Source organism: Streptomyces sp. LUP47B, assembly GCF_001746295.1.
Lineage (GTDB): Bacteria > Actinomycetota > Actinomycetes > Streptomycetales > Streptomycetaceae > Streptomyces.
In genome coordinates this window covers 546,565-567,433 of sequence record NZ_MJAH01000003.1, presented here as the reverse complement: position 1 = coordinate 567,433, position 20,869 = coordinate 546,565, and the positions used below count along the sequence as shown (strand labels likewise).

17 protein-coding genes and 1 pseudogene are annotated in these 20,869 nt (G+C 70.7%); 6 read left to right on the top strand and 12 right to left on the bottom strand.

What is annotated here, in order from left to right; all coding sequences use genetic code 11:
• Window positions 1–9: 9 nt before the first annotated feature.
• Window positions 10–2,718 (bottom strand): multifunctional oxoglutarate decarboxylase/oxoglutarate dehydrogenase thiamine pyrophosphate-binding subunit/dihydrolipoyllysine-residue succinyltransferase subunit, encoded by a 2,709-nt coding sequence (locus BFN33_RS13060; RefSeq protein ID WP_256122750.1) that lies wholly within the window; start codon window positions 2,716–2,718, stop codon window positions 10–12.
• Between the two features lie 317 nt (window positions 2,719–3,035).
• Here BFN33_RS13060 and BFN33_RS13055 point away from each other — a divergent pair, with 317 nt between their 5' ends.
• Window positions 3,036–3,503, top strand: coding sequence for a DUF6884 domain-containing protein (locus tag BFN33_RS13055; RefSeq protein WP_069760112.1), 468 nt, complete (start codon window positions 3,036–3,038; stop codon window positions 3,501–3,503).
• Between the two features lie 59 nt (window positions 3,504–3,562).
• Here the strand turns inward: BFN33_RS13055 and BFN33_RS13050 are convergent, their stop codons facing one another.
• Window positions 3,563–4,768: a TDT family transporter gene (locus tag BFN33_RS13050; RefSeq protein ID WP_079140797.1), complete on the bottom strand. Its 1,206-nt coding sequence runs from the start codon at window positions 4,766–4,768 to the stop codon at window positions 3,563–3,565.
• Window positions 4,769–5,094: 326 nt separating this feature from the next.
• On the opposite strand from BFN33_RS13050, the gene BFN33_RS13045 reads away from it, so the two are divergent.
• The 5 genes and pseudogenes from BFN33_RS13045 to BFN33_RS49705 form a co-directional block, all read left to right on the top strand.
• A complete protein-coding gene (locus BFN33_RS13045) occupies window positions 5,095–5,766 on the top strand; it encodes a hypothetical protein (RefSeq protein WP_069760111.1) in 672 nt (223 codons plus the stop codon).
• Between the two features lie 148 nt (window positions 5,767–5,914).
• The gene (locus BFN33_RS53140) at window positions 5,915–6,091 is read left to right on the top strand and encodes a hypothetical protein (protein ID WP_176742373.1); all 177 of its coding nucleotides are present in this window, start codon (window positions 5,915–5,917) and stop codon (window positions 6,089–6,091) included.
• Between the two features lie 272 nt (window positions 6,092–6,363).
• Entirely contained in the window at window positions 6,364–7,836 is a 1,473-nt protein-coding gene (locus tag BFN33_RS13040; RefSeq protein ID WP_069760274.1) for an NAD(P)/FAD-dependent oxidoreductase, read from the top strand.
• A gap of 481 nt (window positions 7,837–8,317) precedes the next feature.
• Entirely contained in the window at window positions 8,318–10,090 is a 1,773-nt protein-coding gene (locus tag BFN33_RS13035) for an MOSC and FAD-binding oxidoreductase domain-containing protein (RefSeq protein ID WP_069760110.1), read from the top strand.
• A gap of 102 nt (window positions 10,091–10,192) precedes the next feature.
• Window positions 10,193–10,464 (top strand): annotated as a pseudogene (locus BFN33_RS49705) (VOC family protein); the annotation flags it as partial.
• 173 nt (window positions 10,465–10,637) lie between these two features.
• Here BFN33_RS49705 and BFN33_RS13030 read toward each other — a convergent pair.
• The 10 genes from BFN33_RS13030 to BFN33_RS12985 all read right to left on the bottom strand — a co-directional run bounded on the left by BFN33_RS13030 (window position 10,638) and on the right by BFN33_RS12985 (window position 20,867).
• Window positions 10,638–11,705, bottom strand: coding sequence for an acetamidase/formamidase family protein (locus tag BFN33_RS13030; protein ID WP_069760109.1), 1,068 nt, complete (start codon window positions 11,703–11,705; stop codon window positions 10,638–10,640).
• Complete coding sequence (locus tag BFN33_RS13025; RefSeq protein WP_069760108.1) at window positions 11,702–12,472, bottom strand: cysteine hydrolase family protein; 771 nt, start codon at window positions 12,470–12,472, stop codon at window positions 11,702–11,704. Before BFN33_RS13025 ends, BFN33_RS13030 begins: the two co-directional genes overlap by 4 nt.
• Window positions 12,465–14,048, bottom strand: a complete 1,584-nt coding sequence (locus BFN33_RS13020) for an amidase (RefSeq protein WP_079140796.1) — start codon at window positions 14,046–14,048, stop codon at window positions 12,465–12,467. Before BFN33_RS13020 ends, BFN33_RS13025 begins: the two co-directional genes overlap by 8 nt.
• Window positions 14,045–14,476: a cupin domain-containing protein gene (locus BFN33_RS13015; protein WP_069760107.1), complete on the bottom strand. Its 432-nt coding sequence runs from the start codon at window positions 14,474–14,476 to the stop codon at window positions 14,045–14,047. The genes BFN33_RS13020 and BFN33_RS13015 overlap by 4 nt, the downstream gene beginning before the upstream one ends.
• An 11-nt stretch (window positions 14,477–14,487) precedes the next feature.
• On the bottom strand, window positions 14,488–15,273 hold the full coding sequence (locus tag BFN33_RS13010) for a creatininase family protein (RefSeq protein ID WP_069760106.1): 786 nt from the start codon (window positions 15,271–15,273) through the stop codon (window positions 14,488–14,490).
• Complete coding sequence (locus tag BFN33_RS13005) at window positions 15,270–16,646, bottom strand: FAD-binding oxidoreductase (RefSeq protein WP_079140795.1); 1,377 nt, start codon at window positions 16,644–16,646, stop codon at window positions 15,270–15,272. Before BFN33_RS13005 ends, BFN33_RS13010 begins: the two co-directional genes overlap by 4 nt.
• Window positions 16,643–17,818, bottom strand: a complete 1,176-nt coding sequence (locus BFN33_RS13000) for a nitrate ABC transporter substrate-binding protein (protein ID WP_069760105.1) — start codon at window positions 17,816–17,818, stop codon at window positions 16,643–16,645. Before BFN33_RS13000 ends, BFN33_RS13005 begins: the two co-directional genes overlap by 4 nt.
• A 74-nt stretch (window positions 17,819–17,892) precedes the next feature.
• Window positions 17,893–18,774 (bottom strand): ABC transporter permease, encoded by an 882-nt coding sequence (locus tag BFN33_RS12995; protein WP_079140794.1) that lies wholly within the window; start codon window positions 18,772–18,774, stop codon window positions 17,893–17,895.
• On the bottom strand, window positions 18,771–19,529 hold the full coding sequence (locus BFN33_RS12990) for an ABC transporter ATP-binding protein (RefSeq protein ID WP_256122738.1): 759 nt from the start codon (window positions 19,527–19,529) through the stop codon (window positions 18,771–18,773). Before BFN33_RS12990 ends, BFN33_RS12995 begins: the two co-directional genes overlap by 4 nt.
• Before the next feature lie 120 nt (window positions 19,530–19,649).
• Window positions 19,650–20,867 (bottom strand): amidohydrolase family protein, encoded by a 1,218-nt coding sequence (locus BFN33_RS12985; protein ID WP_069760103.1) that lies wholly within the window; start codon window positions 20,865–20,867, stop codon window positions 19,650–19,652.
• Window positions 20,868–20,869 lie beyond the last annotated feature (2 nt).

Here is a 20,869-nt window from a genome sequence, read left to right as displayed (position 1 = left end):
GCGGCGGAGTCAGCGGAAGGCCGACACCACGAGATCCCGCTGCTCATCGGCATGACGCCGGGCGGAGCCCACTGCGGGAGCCGGGGCCTCCGGCCGGCTGACGCACCCGACGGGCCGATCGGTCAGCCGATGGACGCGCGGCGACAGGAAAGACCAGGCGCCTTGGTTCTCCGGCTCCTCCTGCACCCACCGCACCTCAACCCCGGCGGGGAAGCGCGAGAGCTCCGTGCGGAGTTCCTCAGCGGGGAACGGGTGGAGACGCTCCAGGCGGACGACAGCGGTATCCGCCTGGCCGGAGGTCCGCCGGTGGGCGTCCAGGTCGTAGAAGACCTTCCCCGAGCACACGAGCACGCGCCGGACCCCGGCGGCGTCCACCGTCTCGTCGGGGACGACCGCGCGGAAGGAGCCCGTCGTGAACTCCGCCAGGGTGGAGGTGGCCGCCTTCGACCGCAGCATCGACTTCGGAGTGAAGACGATCAGTGGCCGTCTGCGCTCGTCGAGGGCTTGCTGCCTGAGCAGATGGAAGTAGTTGCTGGGCAGTGTGGGCACAGCGACGGTCATGTTGTCCTGCGCGCACAGCTGGAGGAATCGTTCGATCCTGCCGGAGGAGTGGTCCGGTCCCTGACCCTCCAAGCCGTGCGGCAGCAGGAGTGTCACCCCGGAGCGCTGCCCCCATTTCTGTTCCGCCGACGAGATGTACTCGTCGACGACCGTCTGGGCGCCGTCGGCGAAGTCGCCGAACTGGGCCTCCCACAGCACGAGTGCTTCGGGGCGCGCCAGGGAGTAGCCGTACTCGAAGGCAAGCGCGGCCAGTTCGGACAGCATCGAGTCGTAGGGCGTGAAGTCCGCGGTCTGCCGGCCGAGAGACCTCAGCGGTGTGTGCTCCGTGCCGGTGCGCCGGTCGGTGAGCACGGCATGCCGTTGGCCGAACGTGCCGCGGCGGGAATCCTGCCCGGTCAGCCGCACCGGAACACCGTCCAGCAACAGGGAGCCGATGGCCAGAGTCTCCGCGGCGGCCCAGTCGATCGTCCCCGCGTCCGGCATCGCGGCACGCCTTTGGAGCTGGGGCAGAACGCGCGGGTGCGCGGTGAAGCCCTGCGGCAGCGCGGTCTGCGAGGCGATGACGTAGCGGGCGGTCGCCTCCGTGATCGCGGTCACCACCTCGGGGACGACTTCGTCCTCGGCGACCTGATGGTCAACGGGGTGCACGGAGGCGGGCGCCGGCGTCCGGGTTTCGGCGAAGGCGCGCTCGAGGTGTCCCCGGAAGTCCTGGAGGGCACCCTTCACCTGCCGCTCGTCGATGTCCCCGCGCCGAACCAGCGACTCGGCGTACAGCGTGCGCACCGAAGGCGTGGCGTCGATGCGGTCGTACATCGCGGGCTGCGTGATGGACGGGTCGTCGACCTCGCTGTGTCCGTGGCGCCGGTAGCAGATCAGGTCCACCACGACGTCCTTGTGGAAGGCCTGGCGGTAGTCGAAGGCCAGGCGTGCGACCCGGGCGACGGCTTCGGGGTCGTCTCCGTTGACGTGGAGGATCGGGGCCTGGACCGCCCGAGCCACGTCAGTGGCATAGGCACTCGAGCGCGCGTTGGCGGCCGAGGTCGTGAAGCCCAGCTGGTTGTTGATGACCAGATGGACCGTTCCACCGGTGCGGTAGCCGGGCAGCTGCGACATGTTCAGCGTCTCGGAGACCACACCCTGACCGGCGAACGCGGCATCGCCGTGGATGGCGATCGCCAGGACGTCGGCCGCTTCGTCACCGTCTGTGGCCTTGTCCTGCTTGCCGCGGACGACTCCCTGGGCGACCGGTCCGACGATCTCCAGATGCGAGGGGTTCGCCACTACGGAGACCGAGATCGTGCCGCCGTTCAGAGCACGGTAGGTGCCCTCGGCACCCAGGTGGTATTTCACGTCGCCGGATCCCTGCACCGAGCGAACGTCCACCACGTCCTCGAACTCGTGGAAAATGTCCGTGTAGGACTTACCGACGATGTTGGCCAGCACATTGAGCCGGCCCCGGTGCGCCATTCCGATGACGGCTTCCTTCATTCCCTGCCCGATGGAACGAAGCAACAAGGCGTCGAGGAGTACGATCGCCGACTCGGCGCCTTCGAGTGAATACCTTTTCTGACCCACGTACTTGGTCTGCAGGAACGTCTCGAAAGCCTCAGCCGCCCCCAGCCTGTACAGAATCTGCAACTGTTCGGCCCGGTCACGCCGGGACTCAGGCGATTCGATGCGCTGCTGGATCCAGCATCGTTCGCCGAAGGACTGGATGTGCATGTATTCAGTGCCGACAGTCCTGCAGTACGATTCCCGCAGGACGTGGAGAACGTCCCGGAGTTTCATGGTGACCCGTCCGGCGAATCCGTCGACGACGAACTCCCTTTCCAGATCAGCCTCCCGCAGTCCGAACGCCGTGATGTCGAGTTCGGGGTGCGTGGCCGTCGGGCCGGTGAGCGGGTCGGTGTCGGCGACCAGATGTCCGCGTACGCGGTACGCGTGGATGAGCGCGGCGACCCGGACGGCCTTGACCGCCGCCTCCTCCGCGTCTTCGTGCGCCGTCACGGTCGTACCGGTCGACTGCGCCGGTACGGTTGCCGACGAGGTGAAGAATTGTCTCCATGCCTCGTCGACCGAGTCGGGGTTGTTCAGGTACCGCTCGTACTGTTCGTCCACGAGCCATTCGTTGAGGCCGAATGCGAGCCCATGAAGCACCGGTTCCCCGGTGCGTGATCGCGATGCCACGAGGTGGATCGCCTTCTTCCCTGATCTGGAAAAACCGATGGTCGACACGGCCGGGCCGCCTGGTCGTCCCTCATGGGACCCACGGTTCTCACCTCACGTCGGTGGGAGGCGAGTCAGCCCGTTCGTGTCACACCCGCGAGGCTAGGACATCGCCGGAGCGGAAAGGACTCCCGGATTGGACACAACGGCCTCACATCGGGACATGGCATCAGTGCGGCGGCCTTCAGCTGACACGCTGCGATGTGCGGGGCCGCTGACATCTCATAAAAGCAGGCAGGACGACATACATGACACCCACCGACCCTCTCGACTACTGGAATCCAGAACTCGTCGTCATCCCGTGCGGCAGCCGCAAACTGAACCGACCCGCACGCGCGGCGGACATGTACATCGGCTCGTATCACCGTGCGTGTCGAAAGACCGCCGACGCACTGCGACCCGACCGGATTCTCGTCCTCTCCGCGCACTACGGCCTCCTCGACCTCGACGACATCATCGAGCCGTACGACACACCCCATGGCGCGACCGGCGCCGTGACGGCGGAAGTCCTCCTGGAGCAGGCGGCCCGGCACGACAGCCTGCTCCTCGACCCCGTCGTCGCCCTCGGCGGCGCACGCCACGTCAGCCTTGTCCGATCCCTCTGGCCCCACGTCCGCACACCGCTGGCCGGAACCCGAGGCATGGGTGAACAGATGGCACGACTCGCGGCTCTGCGCGGGGAGGCCGATCTGTTCGTGGAAATGGTCGGAGACTGAGCGAACCGGAACGCACGGCGTTGAGTCGGTGTCCCGAACCGGCGTCAGTGCCGGCGCACCTACCTGACGGCGTCGCCCGCCGGGTCGCGCGCCCCGGCCGCCGCACAGCCGTCACCGCAGGTGGTGAGGGTGTCGCCGAGCACGGTTGCCACACCGGGCCGCGGATCCCGGTCGCCCTCGGGCCGCCGGCGTACGTGCCTGGCGGCGTGCCGCAGGGAATGTACGGCCACCACCACCCAGGCCGGGACGAGCAGCGCGTAGAGAATGACGGCCGCCCAGGTGAACAGGGTCGAGCCGGTCTGCGCCGCGAGAGCACTGGTGGCGGTCACGCAGGCGCCGACCGGGAAGATGAAGGACCACCACGTCGGCGCGAAGGGCAACCCGTGCCGGATCGTCCGTGCGGTCAGCCCTGCGGCGAGCGCCAGCCACAGCATGGCGAAGCCCCACATCACCAAGCCGCCCAGCAGCGCGAACACGGCGCTGCCACGCGGGTACGGCGCGGGCAGCGCACTGGGGGCAGCCACGGCCAGCGCCCCGAGCGCCGTGATCGGCTGGCTCAGGGCTCCGAGGCCGATCCACACCGTCGGCACGACCGTTCCGGTGGGCGCGTCGTGGTGCACCAGACGGCCGTAGATCATGGACAGCACCAGCAGAGACGCGATGAGTCCGAGGCCGAGCATCGCGTAGCAGCTCAGCAGCAGCGCGAGGCGTACCTGTCCGGCCGGTGCGTAGGGAACCAGGAGCGCACCCGTCGCGGCGGAGACCATCGGCGGTACCACCGGCATCAACCAGCCGCCGAACGCCGCGTCGGGCGCGAACCGGTGCCTGGTCACCATCAGGTAGGGCACGGCGCAGGCCGTGACCAGGCCGAGGGCGGTGCCGGCGGACCACAGCACCCAGTCCACGTACAGAGCCGTCTGGAGCCCGATCACTCGTCGGCCGAGCAGCAGGGCCCCGGCGCCCACCGTGAGCAGCGCCATCGGCGGTGCGCCGAAGAACTGGACCGTTACGGGATCAGCGGCGTGCAACCGCGCCGCCCTCTGCCGGAAATAGCCGACAGCCAGCAGCACCAACAGCACAGCGGCGGCCAGCCAGACCACCGTCGCGGCGTTCCGCAGCCATGGCCAACCCCGCGGCAGGGTGACCGCCGCGTCGGCGACGATGCCGGTGCCCATGACGGCCGCGAACCAACTGGGGCCGAGCAGTGGACGTGTCGGCCTCGTTGTCGTCGGCGACGGAGGACGAGCGAACGCAGAGAAGATCATGAATCGAACCCTAGGGCGGGTTTGAGGCGGATCCCCAGCAGATGTCCCGATGTGAGGGCCGCTTGGCACACAGTGGAGGGGGCCCGGTGCGGGCGTGTGACTCTCGTCGTCTCGCGGCGTCCGTACGCGGACCACGGATCCACGGCTCATCGACTCACGGTGCGAGGCACACCGCAGGGGTGGTGGTAGGTCCACCCCTGATTCCGGTGATCAGGCCCAGGGACTGCGGGCGCCGGGACCGGCAGGCTTCAGTTGTCGGCGGGAACGAGCACGAACACGCGGCCGCCGGCTCCGAATCCGCCACACCGAGAGCTCGGGGGATCCTCATGTCCGAAACCGTCGCCCGGCGCCTGACCGGCCTTACCGCCGTCATCGCCGCGGTCGCCCTCATCGTCCAGGTACCGCTTTACTTCCTCTACTCCGGTCCGCCGCCGGACGCCAACGTCCTGTCCCGGCTCCTCATCGGAATCGTCGCGCTCGCCTCCTTGATCGTCTTCGTGACGGGCTTCCGGGAGCTGGTCAAGCGGGTCAGCCCGGCGCATGAATGGGTCGGCTCGATCGCCTTCGCCACGGGCCTCGTGTACGCCACGATCACCCTCGTATCCATGGGTCTCGAGGCGGGCGCGGTCATCGCCGTCGACCATCCGATCGACCCGACCATCGACGTGAGCGGGACCTACATCCTGTACGGCTCCATCTCCCGGCTCATGCTGGCGCTCTTCCTGACCGCGCTCGGCCACGCCGTGATCCGCACCCACCTGCTGCCGCGCTGGACCGGCCGCTCGGCCTACGTCCTGGCCGGCCTCAGCCTGGCCTTCGTGCCGTCACTGTTCTTCGGCAACGACCCCTCCTTCTTCTACGCGGCGAACGGCTGGGGCACGACCGCCCTGATGGGCGCCATCCTCAGCTACTGGCTGCTGGCCCTGGGCATCTGCACGTACCGCAGCGCGGCACGCGTCGTCACCCCGGCGGCAGACGCGGCGGCACTGGGTCACTGAGCGAACAGCGGGCATGCGTCTCCGCCGACGGCCGGACACACCCGGCCGTCGGCGGCTGACCGCCAACCCATCGGGCGGCTGCGGACTCCGGACCGCCCCGCAACCGGTACGAAAGGCAGTCGGCCGCGCGGAGGAGTACAAACGAGAGATGAAGAAAAACACGGAGACACCGCATGGGATGGACGAGTGGGCCGATCGCGTTCAGGGCCTCTCCGGAGCCCCGGACAGCCAGGCCGCCAAACAGATGGTCAGCGACATCTACCGAAGCGCCCAGGACGAGCTGGACGCCCAGCGGGCGCAGGCGGAGTTCGAACGCGAGGAATGATTCCGGGACCAGCCGCGCGCTGGATCCGTGGCTTTGCCGCGCTCGGGGCAACGCCGGACAGCGCTGCCGCCTCCGGGCGTCGCGCAGGGCCCGGCTCGTCACGTCCGCGCGGGCAGCCTCGTAGCGCACCCGACCTGCGCTCTTCGGCCCTCGCCCCACGCCCCTCGTCCCTCGCCTGTCGCCTGTCGCCTGTCGCCTGTCGCCCGAAGATCCACCGCCGACACCGCAATACCGCACCCCTCCCCCTGTGCCAGGACCACCCGGAGATGCTCATGACTGCAGCCGTGGACCCGGATCGCTCGACCTGGGATGTGATCGTCCTCGGTGCCGCCGCGGCGGGCGAGAACGCCGCACAGTACGCGAGCCAGTTCTCGGGGCTTTCCTCGGTGCTCGTCGAGGACCAGCTCGTGGGCGGCGAGTGCTCGTACTGGGCGTGCATGCCCAGCAAAGCCCTTCTGCGTCCCGTGGAGGTGGTCGAGGCGGCCGCCCACCTGCCCGGAGTGTCGGCGCGGCTCGATCCAGCCGGTGCACTTCAACAGCGCGACCGTGTGATCAACGACCTGGACGACACCTCACAGGTGACGTGGGCGCTGAAGACCGGGATCGACGTGGTGCACGGCTACGGGAGGCTCGCCGGCGAACGGACGATCGAGGTCCGCCTCCCCGACGGCGGGACGCGGACCCTGAGGGCCGAACACGCCGTGGTCGTCGACACCGGTTCCTGCCCCGCCCGACCGGACATCCCCGGTCTGCGGGCTGCTCTGCCCTGGGACTCCCGGGACGCGACGAACATGAAGGAGGTGCCGCGGCGCGCGGTCGTCCTGGGCGGCGGCGTGGTCGCCTGTGAGGCGGCCACCTGGCTTCGCGGTCTGGGGGCCGAGGTGAGTGTCGTCCACCGTGGCGAGCAGCTTCTGCCCCGCCACGAACCCTTCGTGGGAAGCCTCGTCGGCCAGGACCTCCGGGAAGCGGGCGTCCGGGTGTGTCCGGGGCGCACCATCTCCCGGGTCGAGCGCACCGACCCCCGCGACACGGGCACGGGCAGGGTCCACGGCGGTGAGGTGAGCGCGACCCTCGACGACGGCACGCTCATCGTGGCCGACGAGATTCTCGTGGCGGCCGGACGTACGCCCAACACCGACGACATCGGCCTGGAGACCGTCGGCGTGTCCCCCGGCGGATACCTCGACGTCGACGACCACCAGGCGGTACGCGGGGTTCCCGGTGACTGGCTCTACGCGATCGGCGACGTGTGCGGGCGCGCACTGCTGACCCACATGGGCAAGTACCAGGCCCGCATCGTCGGGGAAGTCATCGCGGCACGCCACGCGGGCCTCATCGACCTGCCGTCGGCGGCGGCCGGACACGCCTGCGTGCCCCAGGTCGTCTTCACCACCACCGAGGTCAGCAGCGCCGGCCTCACCGAACAGCAGGCACGTGAGCAGGGCCTTGACCCGGAGGTCGTCGAATACGACCTCGCCGCGCTCGCCGGAACCTATGTCCTGCGTCCCGACTACCGCGGCCGCGCCAAGCTGGTCGTCGACCCCGCCCGGGACCTGGTGGTGGGAGCGACCTTCGCCGGTCCGGGCACCGCGGAACTCGTGCACGCGGCGACCACGGCGATCGTGGGACGCATCCCGTTGTCCACCCTCTGGCACGTCGTGCCCAGTTACCCCACCGTCAGCGAGGTGTGGCTGCGCCTGCTGGAGACGCTGCGCGCACAGCGCCACGCGGCCCGCACCGCCTAGCGCACCGCGGGTACCTGAGCCGACCTCCGAACACGCGGGCCGTTCACGCGCCGCGACCGCCGTATGCCCAGCCGACCAGAACGACCCGCGGGGAGCCCCGCACATCACCGAGCCACGCCGGTTGACGCGGTGTCACTACTGGACGCGCGCGGATCAGGTCGAACCGGCCGGCACCGTGCATCTCCGCGCGGACCTGAGCGACGACCTCGCGCCGCCGGGCGGGGCCAGGGACAAACGCGGTCAGGCCGCCGCAGCGGTGACCGTCCCGACCAGGACGTCCTCGACGCGGCGCACCAACAGGGCCTGCACCTGGCCGATATCTCGGGCCGCACCGAGGCACAGGGCAAGGCAAGGATCCACGGCACCCGGCCGGGCGGGCGTACCCCGGAGGGATCCGGCATCGCCACGTCGGCGTGAGTTGCCATCGCGACTTGGCGTACTAGCGTAGCCCGGGGGTGTCCACCCGACAGGAGATGCGCACATGGCGACACTGATCGCGGTGAATGTGGGAATGCCACAGGACGTGCCCTGGAAGGGCCGCACCACGCACACGGGCATCTGGAAGCGGCCGGCCACCGGACCGCTCATGGTCCGGCGGCTCAACATCGAAGGCGACGGACAGGGTGATCTCAACGGGCACGGCGGCCCCAACCGCGCCGTCCTCGTGTACCAGCTGGACTCCTATCGACACTGGCAGCAGCACCTCCAGCGCGACGACTTCACGTACGGCCAGTTCGGCGAGAACTTCACGGTCGACGGTCTGCCGGACGACGAGGTCTGCATCGGCGACCAATACCGCATCGGCACCGCGGTGTTCGAGGTGACGCAGCCTCGCGTCACCTGCTACCGCGTGGGTCTGCGGATGAACGAACCCCGGATGCCCGCCCTGCTCGTCGCCCACGCACGTCCCGGCTTCTACCTGAAGGTCCTCACCGAGGGAACCGTCGAGGCGGGGAACGAGATCTTCAAGATCGCCGCCGGCCCGGAGAGCATGACGGTGGCGGAGATCGACGCGCTCCTCTACAAACCGCACCACCCCCGTCCGCAGCTCGAGCGGGCCCTGCGCATCCCCGGCCTGAGCCCAGGCTGGAAGACCTCCATGCAGTCGCTCCTCGACGGCTACGACAGCACCGGCAAGACCACGGGCAACACCGGCCTCACTGCCGCCGCCGGCAGCGCGCCCCCGGTCTGGCCGGGCTTCCGGACACTCGCCGTCACCGACGTCGTCCCGGAGAGCACCAGCATCTTCTCCCTCCGCCTCGACAGCCCCGACGGCCTTCCGCTCCCTCCGGCTCAGCCGGGCCAGTTCGTCACCGTTCGTATGCGACCGGACCCGCTCGGCCCTCCCGTGATCCGCAGCTACTCACTGTCCGGAAAGCCCGGCGATGCCTACTACCGGATCAGCGTCAAACAGGAACCCCACGGCGTCGGCAGCGGCTACCTGCGTCAGCACGTGGCCGTACACGACACCCTGGAAGTGGCGGCGCCGCGAGGCACCTTCGTCCTGGGCGACTCCCCGGCCCCGCTCGTGCTGATCTCGGCAGGCGTCGGCGCCACCCCCGTACTGGCCATGCTCCACAGCCTGGCCGACAAACACGACCCGCGCCCGGTGTGGTGGATCCACGGAGCGCGCGACGGAACCGAGCATCCCTTCGCCGACGAGGTCCGCACCCTGCTGGCACGACTGCCCGCAAGCCACCGGCACGTCACCTACAGCAGGCCACGCGCCGAGGACCGCCTCGGTGAGGACTACCAGAGCGCCGGCCGGCTCTCCCGCGAGGTACTCGCCGGTCTGGGCCTGCCGCCGGAGGCGGACGCCTACATCTGCGGACCCGTGGCGTTCATGGACGACATGAGCAAGGCGCTGGTGGACTGCGGTACGGACCCCTCGCGCATCCATACGGAGACCTTCGGCTCGGTGTCCGCCATCACCCCCGGCATCGTGCCCACCGACGCTCCGGCACCCCACCTTCCGACCACACCCCCGGGACCAGGAACCGGCCCCACCGTCTCCTTCGCCCGCAGCAGCCTCACCGTCTCCTGGGACCCTGGTTACGACACTCTCCTGGAGTTGGCCGAAGCCTGCGACGTACCCGTCCAGTGGTCCTGCCGCAGCGGCGTGTGCCATACCTGTGAGACCGCCCTCGTGTCCGGCCAGGTCGACTACTCCCCCGAGCCCATCGACGCCCCGGCCGACGGCAACATCCTCATCTGCTGCTCCCAGCCACCCGTCGACGTGATCCTCGACCTGTGACCGGGGCGGCCCTTCGCCGACGTGCCTCCTCATCCGTTTCCGGAACGGCCCTCTTGGAGCGGCGCCATGCCGAACGCGAACTCCGCTGCGACCGGATAGAGAGCCGGGGGCTGCACCGTCGCGCACCTCGGCGACGCGGCCGTCGCGGCACTGACGCCGCTGTACCAGGAGTCGCAGCCGGTGGCCTGGAACGTGTCCTTCGCGGTGACGGACGCCGACGCCGCCGCGCGGAAGGCGACCGATGGAACTGCTGACGCGGGCCCCGAGCGGGCCGAGGCCTTCTACACCACAGTGTCAGTGGGGACCTGGACGGCGCCGACTTCGGCGGCATGGTGACCATGGACGACAAGTTCCCGCCCGACGTGCCGCCGCACCGCACTGGGGCGACGAGGAAGCGGAAGCGACTGCTCCGACCTTACGCGCCGACCAACTCGGCGAGTCAGCCCCGCCGGCGGCGCAACCGGCCCGGCAAATCGGGGCAGTTCATCGGGGCGGATCGACACTCCGTCCCCCGACTCGGTCGGATGGTTCACCCTCGGACAGCGGTTCAGTAGGCCAGGTCCGCCTTGGATATGCGGCCGTGGACGCCTTTGACCATGTCGACCACCTGGGACACGTGGAAGTCGGCGGCCGCGCTGAGGTAGGCGAGGCCGACGGGGCCGGGGATGTCGAACCGGTCCGTGAGAAGCGTGAGCGCGTCGCGTACGGCGTTGCGCAGGGCCTCGTCGAGGTCGTGGTCGAGGCCCAGCACGATGTGCTCGGTGGGCGTCTCCGCGAAGGGGGCGCGCAGGCGGGCCGCCAGCGAGCGGGTGGCCGGGTCGCTGTGGACGGTGAGGCGGAGGGTGGCGCGCAGCGGGGCCTCGAAGGCGGTGAGGGCGACCTCGCCGTCGCCCTGGGAGAAGTGCGGGTCGCCGACGTAGAAGAGCGCCTCGGGGATCTGGACGGGGAGGAAGAGCCGGGTGCCGGTGCCGAGGTGGCGGACGTCGATGTTCCCGCCGTGCGGGCCCGGCGGTACGGAGTGGACAGGGGCTTCGGTGGCCGGTGCGACGCCCATGATGCCGAGGAAGGGGCGCAGGGGGAAGGTGAGTTGGCGGCCGTCGCCGACCGGGATCCGGCCCCGGCCGTCGTCTCCCACGGTCGCCACGATGCTGGCCGGCTCGCCCGGAGGTGTCTGCGGGTACTCACCGGGAAGCGCCCCCTTGCCGTGCCGGTTGCTGATCACCCCGTAGGAGGCGCGGCGGCGCAGGGTCAGTACCTCGACCTCCAGGACGTCGCCGGGCCGTGCGCCGTGCAGCGCCACGGGTCCGGTGACGACGTGCGGGCCGTGTATCTCCGGCAGGTGTTCGCGTGCGGAGGCGGCCAGTTCCACGGCGTCGTGCAGGAGGCCGTTCGCGGCGATGCCGGCCGCGCCGAAGAAGGCGGCCGGGTCGCGGCCCTGGTCCTCGAGGATGCCCTCGTGGCTGGTGGTGTCGAAGGTGACGGTCTCGCCCGAGCGGACGGTCAGCGCCGGTTTGGCGGTCGCGTTGGGGAGCAGGCCCCAGTGCACCCGGGAGGGGTCGGCGGGCAGGTAGTGCTCCCCGTCCAGGGGGCCGAGTCCGGGTTGGAGGAGGTTCACTTCAGGGCCTCTCGCAGGGCCTCGGAGGCGAGGGTGAATCCGAAGCACTGGCGGACGTTGTAGAGCGTGGCGTCCATGCAGTACGCGGGCGAGGTGGTGGCCACCGCGTCCTCCACCATGAGGACGTCGTAGCCGAGGTGCGCGGCGTCCATGAGGGTGGCCAGGACGCACTGGTCGGCATTGACGCCGGCGAACAGCAGGGTGTCGACCCGCAGGTTGCGCAGCACACTGTCCAACTCGGTGTCCTGGAAGCCGCTCATGCGGTACTTGGCGACCTGGATGTCTCCTTCCGCTGTCTCCAGCCCGTCGACGAGCTCGGCAGAGGGGCTGCCGTGCTCCAGCACCCGGCCCGCCCCGCCGGGCAGGGGGGCGCCGATGCCGCCGCCGGTGCCGTCCGGGTCGTAGACGTGCAGGACGCCGGGGGGAAGGTTGGCCCGGTCGGGGCGGTTGCCCCAGTTGAGCCAGACGACCGGGACGCCGGCGGCTCGCAGTGGGGGCAGCAGTCCGGCTATGACCGGGATCGGGGCACGGGCGGGGGTCACGTCCACGCCGATGGAGGCGAGCCAGCCGTCGGGTGAGCAGAAGTCGTTCTGCATGTCGACGACGATCAGCGCGGTGGCGGCGAGGTCGGCGACCACGGTCTGCGGAAGGGCCTCGACGGTGACCGGACGCGGGTCTCGGTGCGGTCGGGCCAGGGTGACGGATCTGCCGTCGGCCCGCCAGGTGTTGCGGGGGTTGGGCCCGATCAGACCGTGGGGCTCAGGCATGTGCGGGACTCCTCGATTCGGTCGTGCGGGCGGCGAGGTCCAGTAGCGCCCGGTCCGTGCCCCGGGCGCCCAGCGCGCACAGTCCGACGGGCAGTGAGCGCACCCGCAGCAGGGGCGCGACGACCGCCGGGAGCCCTGCCAGCGAGGCGAGGCAGGTCAGGCGGAGGGTGGCGGCTCGTACGGCCTCCACCTCCTCGGGCGGCGCGTCGGCGTGGAGGGCGGGACCGCTCGTGGCGGGCAGCAGCAGGGCGCTCCCGGGCGGTGGTACGGCGTCCAGCGCCTTCCGCGCGTCGGCCAGGACCTGCTCGCCGGCCGCCCGTTCGGCCGCGCTCACCCGGCGTCCGTTCTCGAAGCGCGCCGCGACGTCCGGGGCGAGGGCGCCCGGGTGGCGGGTGATCCAGGCGCCGTGCTGCTCCCAGGCCTCGGCGGCCTGGACCGTACGGAAGGCGGCCAACCACTCGGGCAGGTGCTCGGCGGCTCCGGTGGCCGTGCGCACCAGGGGCAGCCCGGTGCGCAGGGAGAGCGCGCGGCAGGCGGCCTCGAAGGAGGCGCGCACCTCGGGCTCGGCGTGCGACGCCAGTTCCTCGTCCACGATGAGCTCGGCGACCGGCACGGGGGCGTCGTCCGGGGGTAGCAGCACCTCGGCCGCCGTCCGCAGCAGGGCGGGGTCGCGGGCCAGGAGGCCGGCGGTGTCGAAGGAGGGGGCCAGCGCCAGCACGCCCCCGGTGGGGGTGGCTCCATGGGTGGGGCGCCAGCCGTACAGGCCGCAGTAGGAGGCGGGTACCCGGATCGAGCCGGCGGTGTCGGTGGCCAGTCCCAGGTCCGCCCAGCCGCGGGCCACGGCGGCGGCCGGGCCGCTGCTGGAGCCGCCGGTGATCCGGCCGGGGGCGGCGGGGTTGACGGGGGTGCCGTAGTGCGCGTTGGTCCCGGCGAGGCTGAAGGCCAGCTCGTCGGTCTGGGCGAGGCCCGTGAGCTCGGCGCCCGCGTCGAGCAACCGCCGTACGGCGTCCGCGTGTGCGGGCTCCGGGCGGGCCTCGGCCAGCCAGGCGGGGTTGCCCGCGCCGACGCGCTGCCCGGCCACTGCGAACAGATCCTTCACCGCGGTGCGGATGTGCGCCAGCGGGCCCTGTCCGGTGGACGCCACCAGCGGCCCACCGTCCTCGTGGCGACCCGCCACGCGCCACACCGCCGGATCGGGGCGGTCGTCCGGCGTCGGCGCGGCTACGGCGCTCACGTGCGCGGCGGCGATCCGCCACCCGGCGTCGGTGTGCTGCCACACCTGGGTCTGCAGTCCGCGCGTCCCGTCCTGGCGCCGGGTCTCGGCGGTCACGACCGCGACCCCGGTCGCCGGCCAGACCACGTGCACCCGTTCGACGACCCGCGCCGGAGCCCCGCCCCGTCCGCGCCGGAAGTCGGCGATGGCCCTGTGGCCCACCAGCACGGTGTCGCCCTCGGCGCGCAGGGTGCCCGGTGCGTCGAGAAACCAGTGGTCCAGGCTGGTCAGGTCGTTGGTGGCCAGTGCCTGTTCGTACGCCCAGAAGGCGGCGAGAAGTTCTGCATCCGGGGAGTCGGTCACGACGTTCCCGCCCGCAGTACGGCCAGGTCCTTCTCGTCGAGCGTGGCGAGCGGCCCGCGTTCGATGAGGTCGGCGAAGCCCTCGTCGGGGGACATGACGGTGAGGGTGTAGAGGCGTTGGGTGGCGGATGTGTTGACGATGCGGTGCTTGGACCCGGCGGGCAGGACGAGGACGTCGCCGGGGGCGAGGTCGCGTTCGTGCTCGTCGCTGGCGGCGCGACCGTGACCGGCGAGCACGACGAACGTCTCGACCGCCTCGGGGTGCCAGTTGAGGGGCTGGGCGCCGCCCGGTTCCCAGACCTCGAAGACGACGGTGGTCGGCGAGCCGTCCCGGGGGCCGGTGAGCACGGCGAGCTTGACGGTGTCGCCCGCTGTGATCTGGTGGGCGGTGATGTCACGCAGCGGAGTGTGCAGCGGGGGGTTGGCCATGGCGGGCTCCCTCAGGAGGTCAAGGGGTGGTCGGGCAGGAAGCGCGCGCATTCGCGCAACGCGGCGGCGGCCGCGGCGATCGACGCGTCGATCAGTTTGCGGCCGAGTTCGGGCGTGGCTCCCGTGGGATCGCCGATGAGGCCGTTGCCGGTGGCGAAGTCGTCGCTGGTCCAGCCGAAGGAGACCGGCTTGCCGAAGCCGATGTGCTCGTAGGAGTTGAGGTGTTCGGGGACGCTGCGGCGGGCGTGGGTCATGTCCACCAGGTCCGGGTGGAGGTGGAGCATGGCGGCGGTTTCCTTGAGTCCGCCGTGCACGCCCATGCCGTACTCCGTGGCCGGGGACGTGCCGCCCTGGTCGGCGGGGAGGGAGGCGTGCAGCAGGAAGGTGCGCAGGCCGTGCCGGGTGCGCAGTTCGCGCAGGGCGACGCCGAGCAGGGCGCTGTTGCCGCCGTGCGCGTTGAGGAAGGCGAGCCGGCGTACGGGGCCTGCGGCCAGGGAGCGGCCGAGATCGTCGAGGACGGACAGCAGGGTGCGGGCGCTGAGCCACAGCGTGCCCGGCGACCAGGCGTGTTCGTCGGACTTGGTGTACGCGAGCCCCGGCAGCAGCGTGATGTCGCAGCTCTCCCCGGCGAGGCGGGCGGCGCCTTCGGCGACGGCTTCGGCCATGTAGTAGTCGGTGGCGACGGGCAGATGGGGCCCGTGCTGCTCGATCGCGCCGACGGGCAGCACGGCGACGGTGTCCTCGCCGAACCGTTCGATCTCCGGGCCGCGGAGGTCGATGAACCGGGTGAAGGTCACGAGGTCTCCTCGGATGCGGCGGGGATCTTGCCGGGGTTGAGCAGGCCGAGCGGATCGGCGGTGCGGGCAGCCTCCCGGACCAGCTCCAGGCGGCGATCGACGTGCCAGTTGTGCGGGCTGTGCACACCGACGCCCAGGGCCTGCAGTGCGGCGATGCCGTCGTACACGGTCTGCTCGTCCTGGTAGCGGGCCATGAGCATGCCGACCGTGCCGGAGCGCATGCCCTCCAGGTGGAGCAGGGTGTCCGGGAAGACCTTCCTGATCTCGGTGGTGTCGCCGAGCAGGACGTCGCCGCCGATCTCCAGGTGGAACCAGCCGTCCTCGGCCTTCATCAGGTGGTAGGTCGGGTGGTTGAAGGACAGCGAGCTGATCAGCGCGGGTCCGTCCGGTGCGGGCCGTACGTCGAGGACGCGGCCGCCGGACGCCTCGACGATGGCGCGTGCCTGGTCGACGGCCTCCTCCTCGACGATCGCGCGCAGGCTCAGGGCCGTGGGGTCCAGTGCCGGGTCCGGTCGGTAGACCCTGACGAGGCCGGCCTCGTCCAGCGAGGCCAGGCGCGGTGCCGGTTCCATCCGTACGAGGGCCGAGAGGGCGGCGGTGGCGGACGCCCAGTCGGCGAAGGCGGCGAACAGCCCCGTCCAGGTGCGGGCCCGCTGGAGCCGTACGGTCGCGCTGGCGATGAAGCCCGTGGTGCCGTAGGCGTGGATGTACGGCAGCGCGTCCGACTCCCGCACGGTGAAGGGCTCGGCGTCCGCCGTGCAGGGCACGACCGTCAGCTCCTGGACGAATCCGTCACTGTTGGTCCTGTGCACGAGCGAGCCGGTGCCGCCGCTGCCGCCGGACAGGAAGCCGCCGAGGGTGGTGCCGAATGTGGACGGGAACATCCACAGCTCCTGGCCCAGCGTGCGGGCGTGAGCTTCGAGGTCGGACATCTTCGCCCCGGCCTCGGCACGGATCCAGCCGTCTCCGGCGTCGAGGACCCGGCCACAGCCGGTGAGGTCGAGCACGGCACCGTCGTACAGCGGGATCGCCTGGCCGTAGTTGCCGGTGCCCTTGCCGCGCGGGGTGAGGGGAACGCGGTGACGGTGGGCCAGGGCCAGGATGCCCGGGAGCTGCTCGTGGGATGTGGGGCGCAGGACGGCCTCGGCGTGCCCGGCGGGGAGTTTCGCGGACAGGATGGGCGACATGTGCGCCCAGTCGCAGGAGGCCTTCTCCCGTGCGGACGGATCGCGGATCACCCCGTCGGAGCCGAGGATTTCGGCGGCCTCGGTGCAGAATTCCTCGATGCCGGGCGTCGGCTGACGCTCCGTCACCTTCGTCGCCGGTCCGTCGTCGACGAGTTCGGTGAGTGCGGTCAGGTTTCCGGTCGTCATCGCTTCAGTCCGATCGAGGTGTCGATGAACTCGTCGGTCGCCACGTCCTTGGCGGTCAGGTCCGGCTTGACCTTGGCGCCGCTCTGCTCGACGAGTGGGGTGAAGGTCTTCAGGGCGGAAGCGACGCGCTTCATGTCGAAGCTCCCGATACTGCCGTCGGACTCGTTGCCGAGGATGCCGAGCTTGACCATCTGCTTCGCGGCGAAAGTGCCGGTGCCTTCGGAGTAGACCCATCCGGTGTTGTACTGCTGCACCAGGTCGCTGATGACCTTGACCGTCGCCGACGGCTCGGCCGCGAAGTCGACGGCCGACTGCTGCAGAACGGGGACGAGCTTCTTCAGGCAGGGGCTGAGCGACTTCACCTCACCGCTGCGCACCGACAGGGCTTCCGGATAGACGTTGAAGCCGACGTCCGCGAGCAGTTGGTACTTGATCGGCTTCTTCCAGGCCGACACCTCGTGCTGGTAGATGTACGGCTCGGCGGTGGCGAAGCCCTGCTGGGCGATGCCCGGGTTGGACACGAAGCGGGCGGGTGCGCCGTCGTAACTCCCGTCCAGCTGGCTCTTCTTGATGAGGCCCTTCGCGACCAGCATCGAGGCGTAGGTGCTGCCGTCCACATAGACGATCTTCGCGTTCGACTTTCCGATGTCCGCGATCGTCTTCCAGTCGGGGTGGGTGGCGGGGTCCCACATCAGGACCTGCGGGCTCTTCTTCATCAGCGCCGCCACGGCCGTGACGGGCTGCTTGGCGGACGCCGTGATCGCCACGTCGGTGGTGACCGTGCCCAGGGTGATGCTCTTGTCGACGTACATCTGCGAGGGGACGCTCTGGTAGCCGATGGCGGAGCCGCCCGCCCGGATCTGGATGTCGACGCCGGTGTCCTTGCCGTCGACCACCAGCGGACCGGTGACCCGCTTCTTCGCGGTGTCGACCGTGTAGCCGGGGCCCACCAGGCGGTAGAGGGGGCCGTGTTCGGCCTCGGGCTCCCAGTCGACCTGGACGACGATCGTCTTGGGGCAGACGCCGGCCAGGCGCTGGGCGGCGGGGGCTGCCGGGAGTTTGTCCGCGGAGCCGGTCGAGGCGGTGGAACCACCGCCGCACGCGGTGATCGATACCAGGGTGATTACGGAGGAAACGCCCGCGATGGCGGCGCGTCTGGCGGATGAAGGCATGACTGACTCCCTGAGGGACCAGAGGGAAGGTGAAGGGAAGGCCGGGGGTGAAGGGAAGGCGGGAAGGCGCCGGGTTACGGCCGGTCGGCCGAGGCGTGCCAGGAGCCGACGGCGAGCCGCGCGACGAGGGTGAAGACGGCGAAGACCGCGACTCCGAAGAACGACGCGAGGATGATCGCGGCGAACAGATCCTCGGACTGCAGCCGGGAGCGGTAGACGTCGAGCAGGGTGCCGATGCCGGGCTCGCCCTGCTTGAAGAACATGTCGCCGACGATCGCGCCGATCACGGACAGGCCGGAGGAGGTGCGCAGCCCGGTGAAGACCGAGGGCAGGGCGGCAGGCAGTTCGAGCTTGCGCAGCCGGGCCCAGCGGCTCGCCCGCTGGAGGGTGAACAGGTCGTGGTGGGTACGGTCCACCGACTGGATGCCGAACAGTGTGTTGGCGATCATCGGGAAGAGGGCGATCAGGACGCAGACGACCACCCGGCTGGTGAAACCGAACCCGAACCAGAGGCCGATCAGCGGCACGATCGCGAGGATCGGCACGGTCTGCAGGATCACCGCGTACGGGTACAGGGAACGTTCCAGCCAGCGGGCCCTGCTCATCAGCACCGCCATCGTCACACCCAGCGCGGACGCGATGAGCAGGCCGACGAGCGCCACCTGGGCGGTGAGCCACAGTGCCTGGAGCATCGGCTGCAGATGGGTCCAGTCGAGGAACGACACGGTGAGGACCTGCTGCGGGGGCGGGACGAGGAAGCGCCTGGCGGGGCTGAGCAGCAGGTAGCTGACGGCGTACCAGATACCGACGGCCGCGCCGAGCGACCCGAGCGGCGTGAGCACCGCGACGGTCCGGGCCCGGCGTCGGCGTACGGGGGCCGGGGGCGTGGCCTGCGTGGAGTCCGTTGCCGGCCGGACGTCCTCGGACTGAGCGGGGACGGTGACGTGGGCGCTCACTGGAAGCCTCCTCGAAGCGCCGCCGAGACCTCGCCGGCGATACGGCCGAAATCGGGGTCGTAGCGCAGCTCGGCCGGACGGGGATGGGCGAAGGGCACCTCGAAGGAGGCGGTGATCCGGCCGGGGCGGGCCGACATCACGACGACCCGGCCGGCCAGGAAGACGGCCTCGGTCACCGAGTGGGTGATGAATAGAGCGGAAAAGCCGGTCTCCGCGTAGATGCGTTGGAGTTCCTCCTGCATGCGCAGACGCGTCATCTCGTCGAGGGCGCCGAACGGTTCGTCGAACAGGAACAGCGACGGACGGGTCATGAGAGCGCGGGCCAGGGACACGCGCATCCGCATGCCGCCGGACAGTTGCCCCGGCAACTGCTTCTCGAAGCCCTCCAGACCCACCAGGCGCAGGGCGTCCAGCGCCCGATCCCGCCGTTCGGCCTTCGGGGTTCCGGTGAGTTCGGCGGGGAGTTCGACGTTGGCGAGGACGGTGCGCCAGGGCAGCAGGGTCGGGTCCTGGAAGACGTAGCCGACCGCGTCGGTGGGGGCGTGGACGGTACCGCCGGTCGCGGTGTCCAGGCCTGAGGCGAGGCGGAGCAGGGTGGACTTGCCGCAGCCCGAGGGTCCGACGACGGCGACGAACTCGCCCGGGGCGATGGAGAGTTCGACTCCGGTGAGGGCGGTGGTCCCGTTGTCGAAGTGCTTGTCGACGCCCTCGAAGCGCAGCGTCGCTTCGAGTGTCGCTTCGGCGGTGGTCGGCACGTCAGCTCCCTTCAGTGCCACAGTCAGGAATGTTGATAGTATGAACATTGGTTGTTTCCGGCCAATGTCGTGGCCGTATCCGTTCGCCGAGAGCTGCCGGGCGGCAGACTCGGAGGATCTTCAGAAGATTTCGCGGACCACCGACGTACGGCTGACCAGCCGCCCGCCGGCGAAGACCAGCCGCTCGGGACAGGACGCGCCGAGAACCTCCGACACGGTCTGCGCGCGCACGGCCAGCAGATCGGCGACAGCGCCCTCGTACGGTCCTGCCGCGGGCAGCCCGAGGACCGCCCGAGCTCCCCCGGTGACCGCGCGCAGCGCCTCGTCCGGGGTGAGATGACCGGCCGTGACCAGCAGGGACGCCGTCTCGAGCGGATCCGCCCGGCCCACGGGGTTGAAGGGGTCCCGGATGTTGTCGCCGCCGGCCGCGACCGTCACGCCCGCGTCCAGCAGGGCGCGTAGGGCGGTGAGGCCACGCGGGGTGGACGACGGTCGGTCGCGGCCCTGGAGGTAGAGGTTCGTCAGCGGGAGGGTCACCACGCCGATGCCCGCAGCCGCGACTTCCTTGGCCGTGCGAGCCACTTCGGCCGGCTCCACCACGCCCAGGCTGACGCAGTGACTCGCGGTGACGCCGGAAACGAAGCCGCGCTCCAGCACCGCACGGGTGAGCAGGCGCAGATCCCCCGCCCCCGGGTCGAGGCTCTCGTCGGCGTGCAGGTCGACCCCGACCTGGTGCTCGGAGGCGATGCGCAGAGTGCGCTCCACGGACGCGGCCGGATCGGCGGACAGGTGGGGGCAGTCGCCCAGCAGGTCCGCGCCGAGGTCGAGCGCCTCGTGCAGCAGCTCGTCGGGGGCGTCGACGTGCAGGACGGCGATCTGGAGCCGTACCCGCCCGCGGAGCTGTCTGCGCAGGCGGAGCAGGGCGCGCAGACCGCGCAGTGGATCACCGCCGTAGCCGCCGTCGTCCCTCAGGAGATCCACGTGGGTCCTGACCGCCGTCACGCCGTTCGCAGACAGCTCGTCGACCGCCCGCCTGGCGCGCTGGAACACGTCCTCCTCGGTGACCCGCGCGGCGTACGCACGCCAGGCGGTGACGGCCGAGAGCAGGTCCCCGGGCAGTGCGCCCGCCAGGTCCCAGGTCAAGGCCTTGTCCAGGTGGGCGTGCGGTTCCGCCGGGGCGGGCAGGAGCAGGTATCCGGTCAGGTCGAGTTCGTCGGGGCCGGAAGGAAGCAGACCGGGCGGGGCGACCCGTGCGACAAGGCCGCTGTCCGTACTGACCAGGACGTCGCGGACACCCTCATCGGGCAGGCGGGCGCCGCGCAGCAGCAGCGGTGACATGT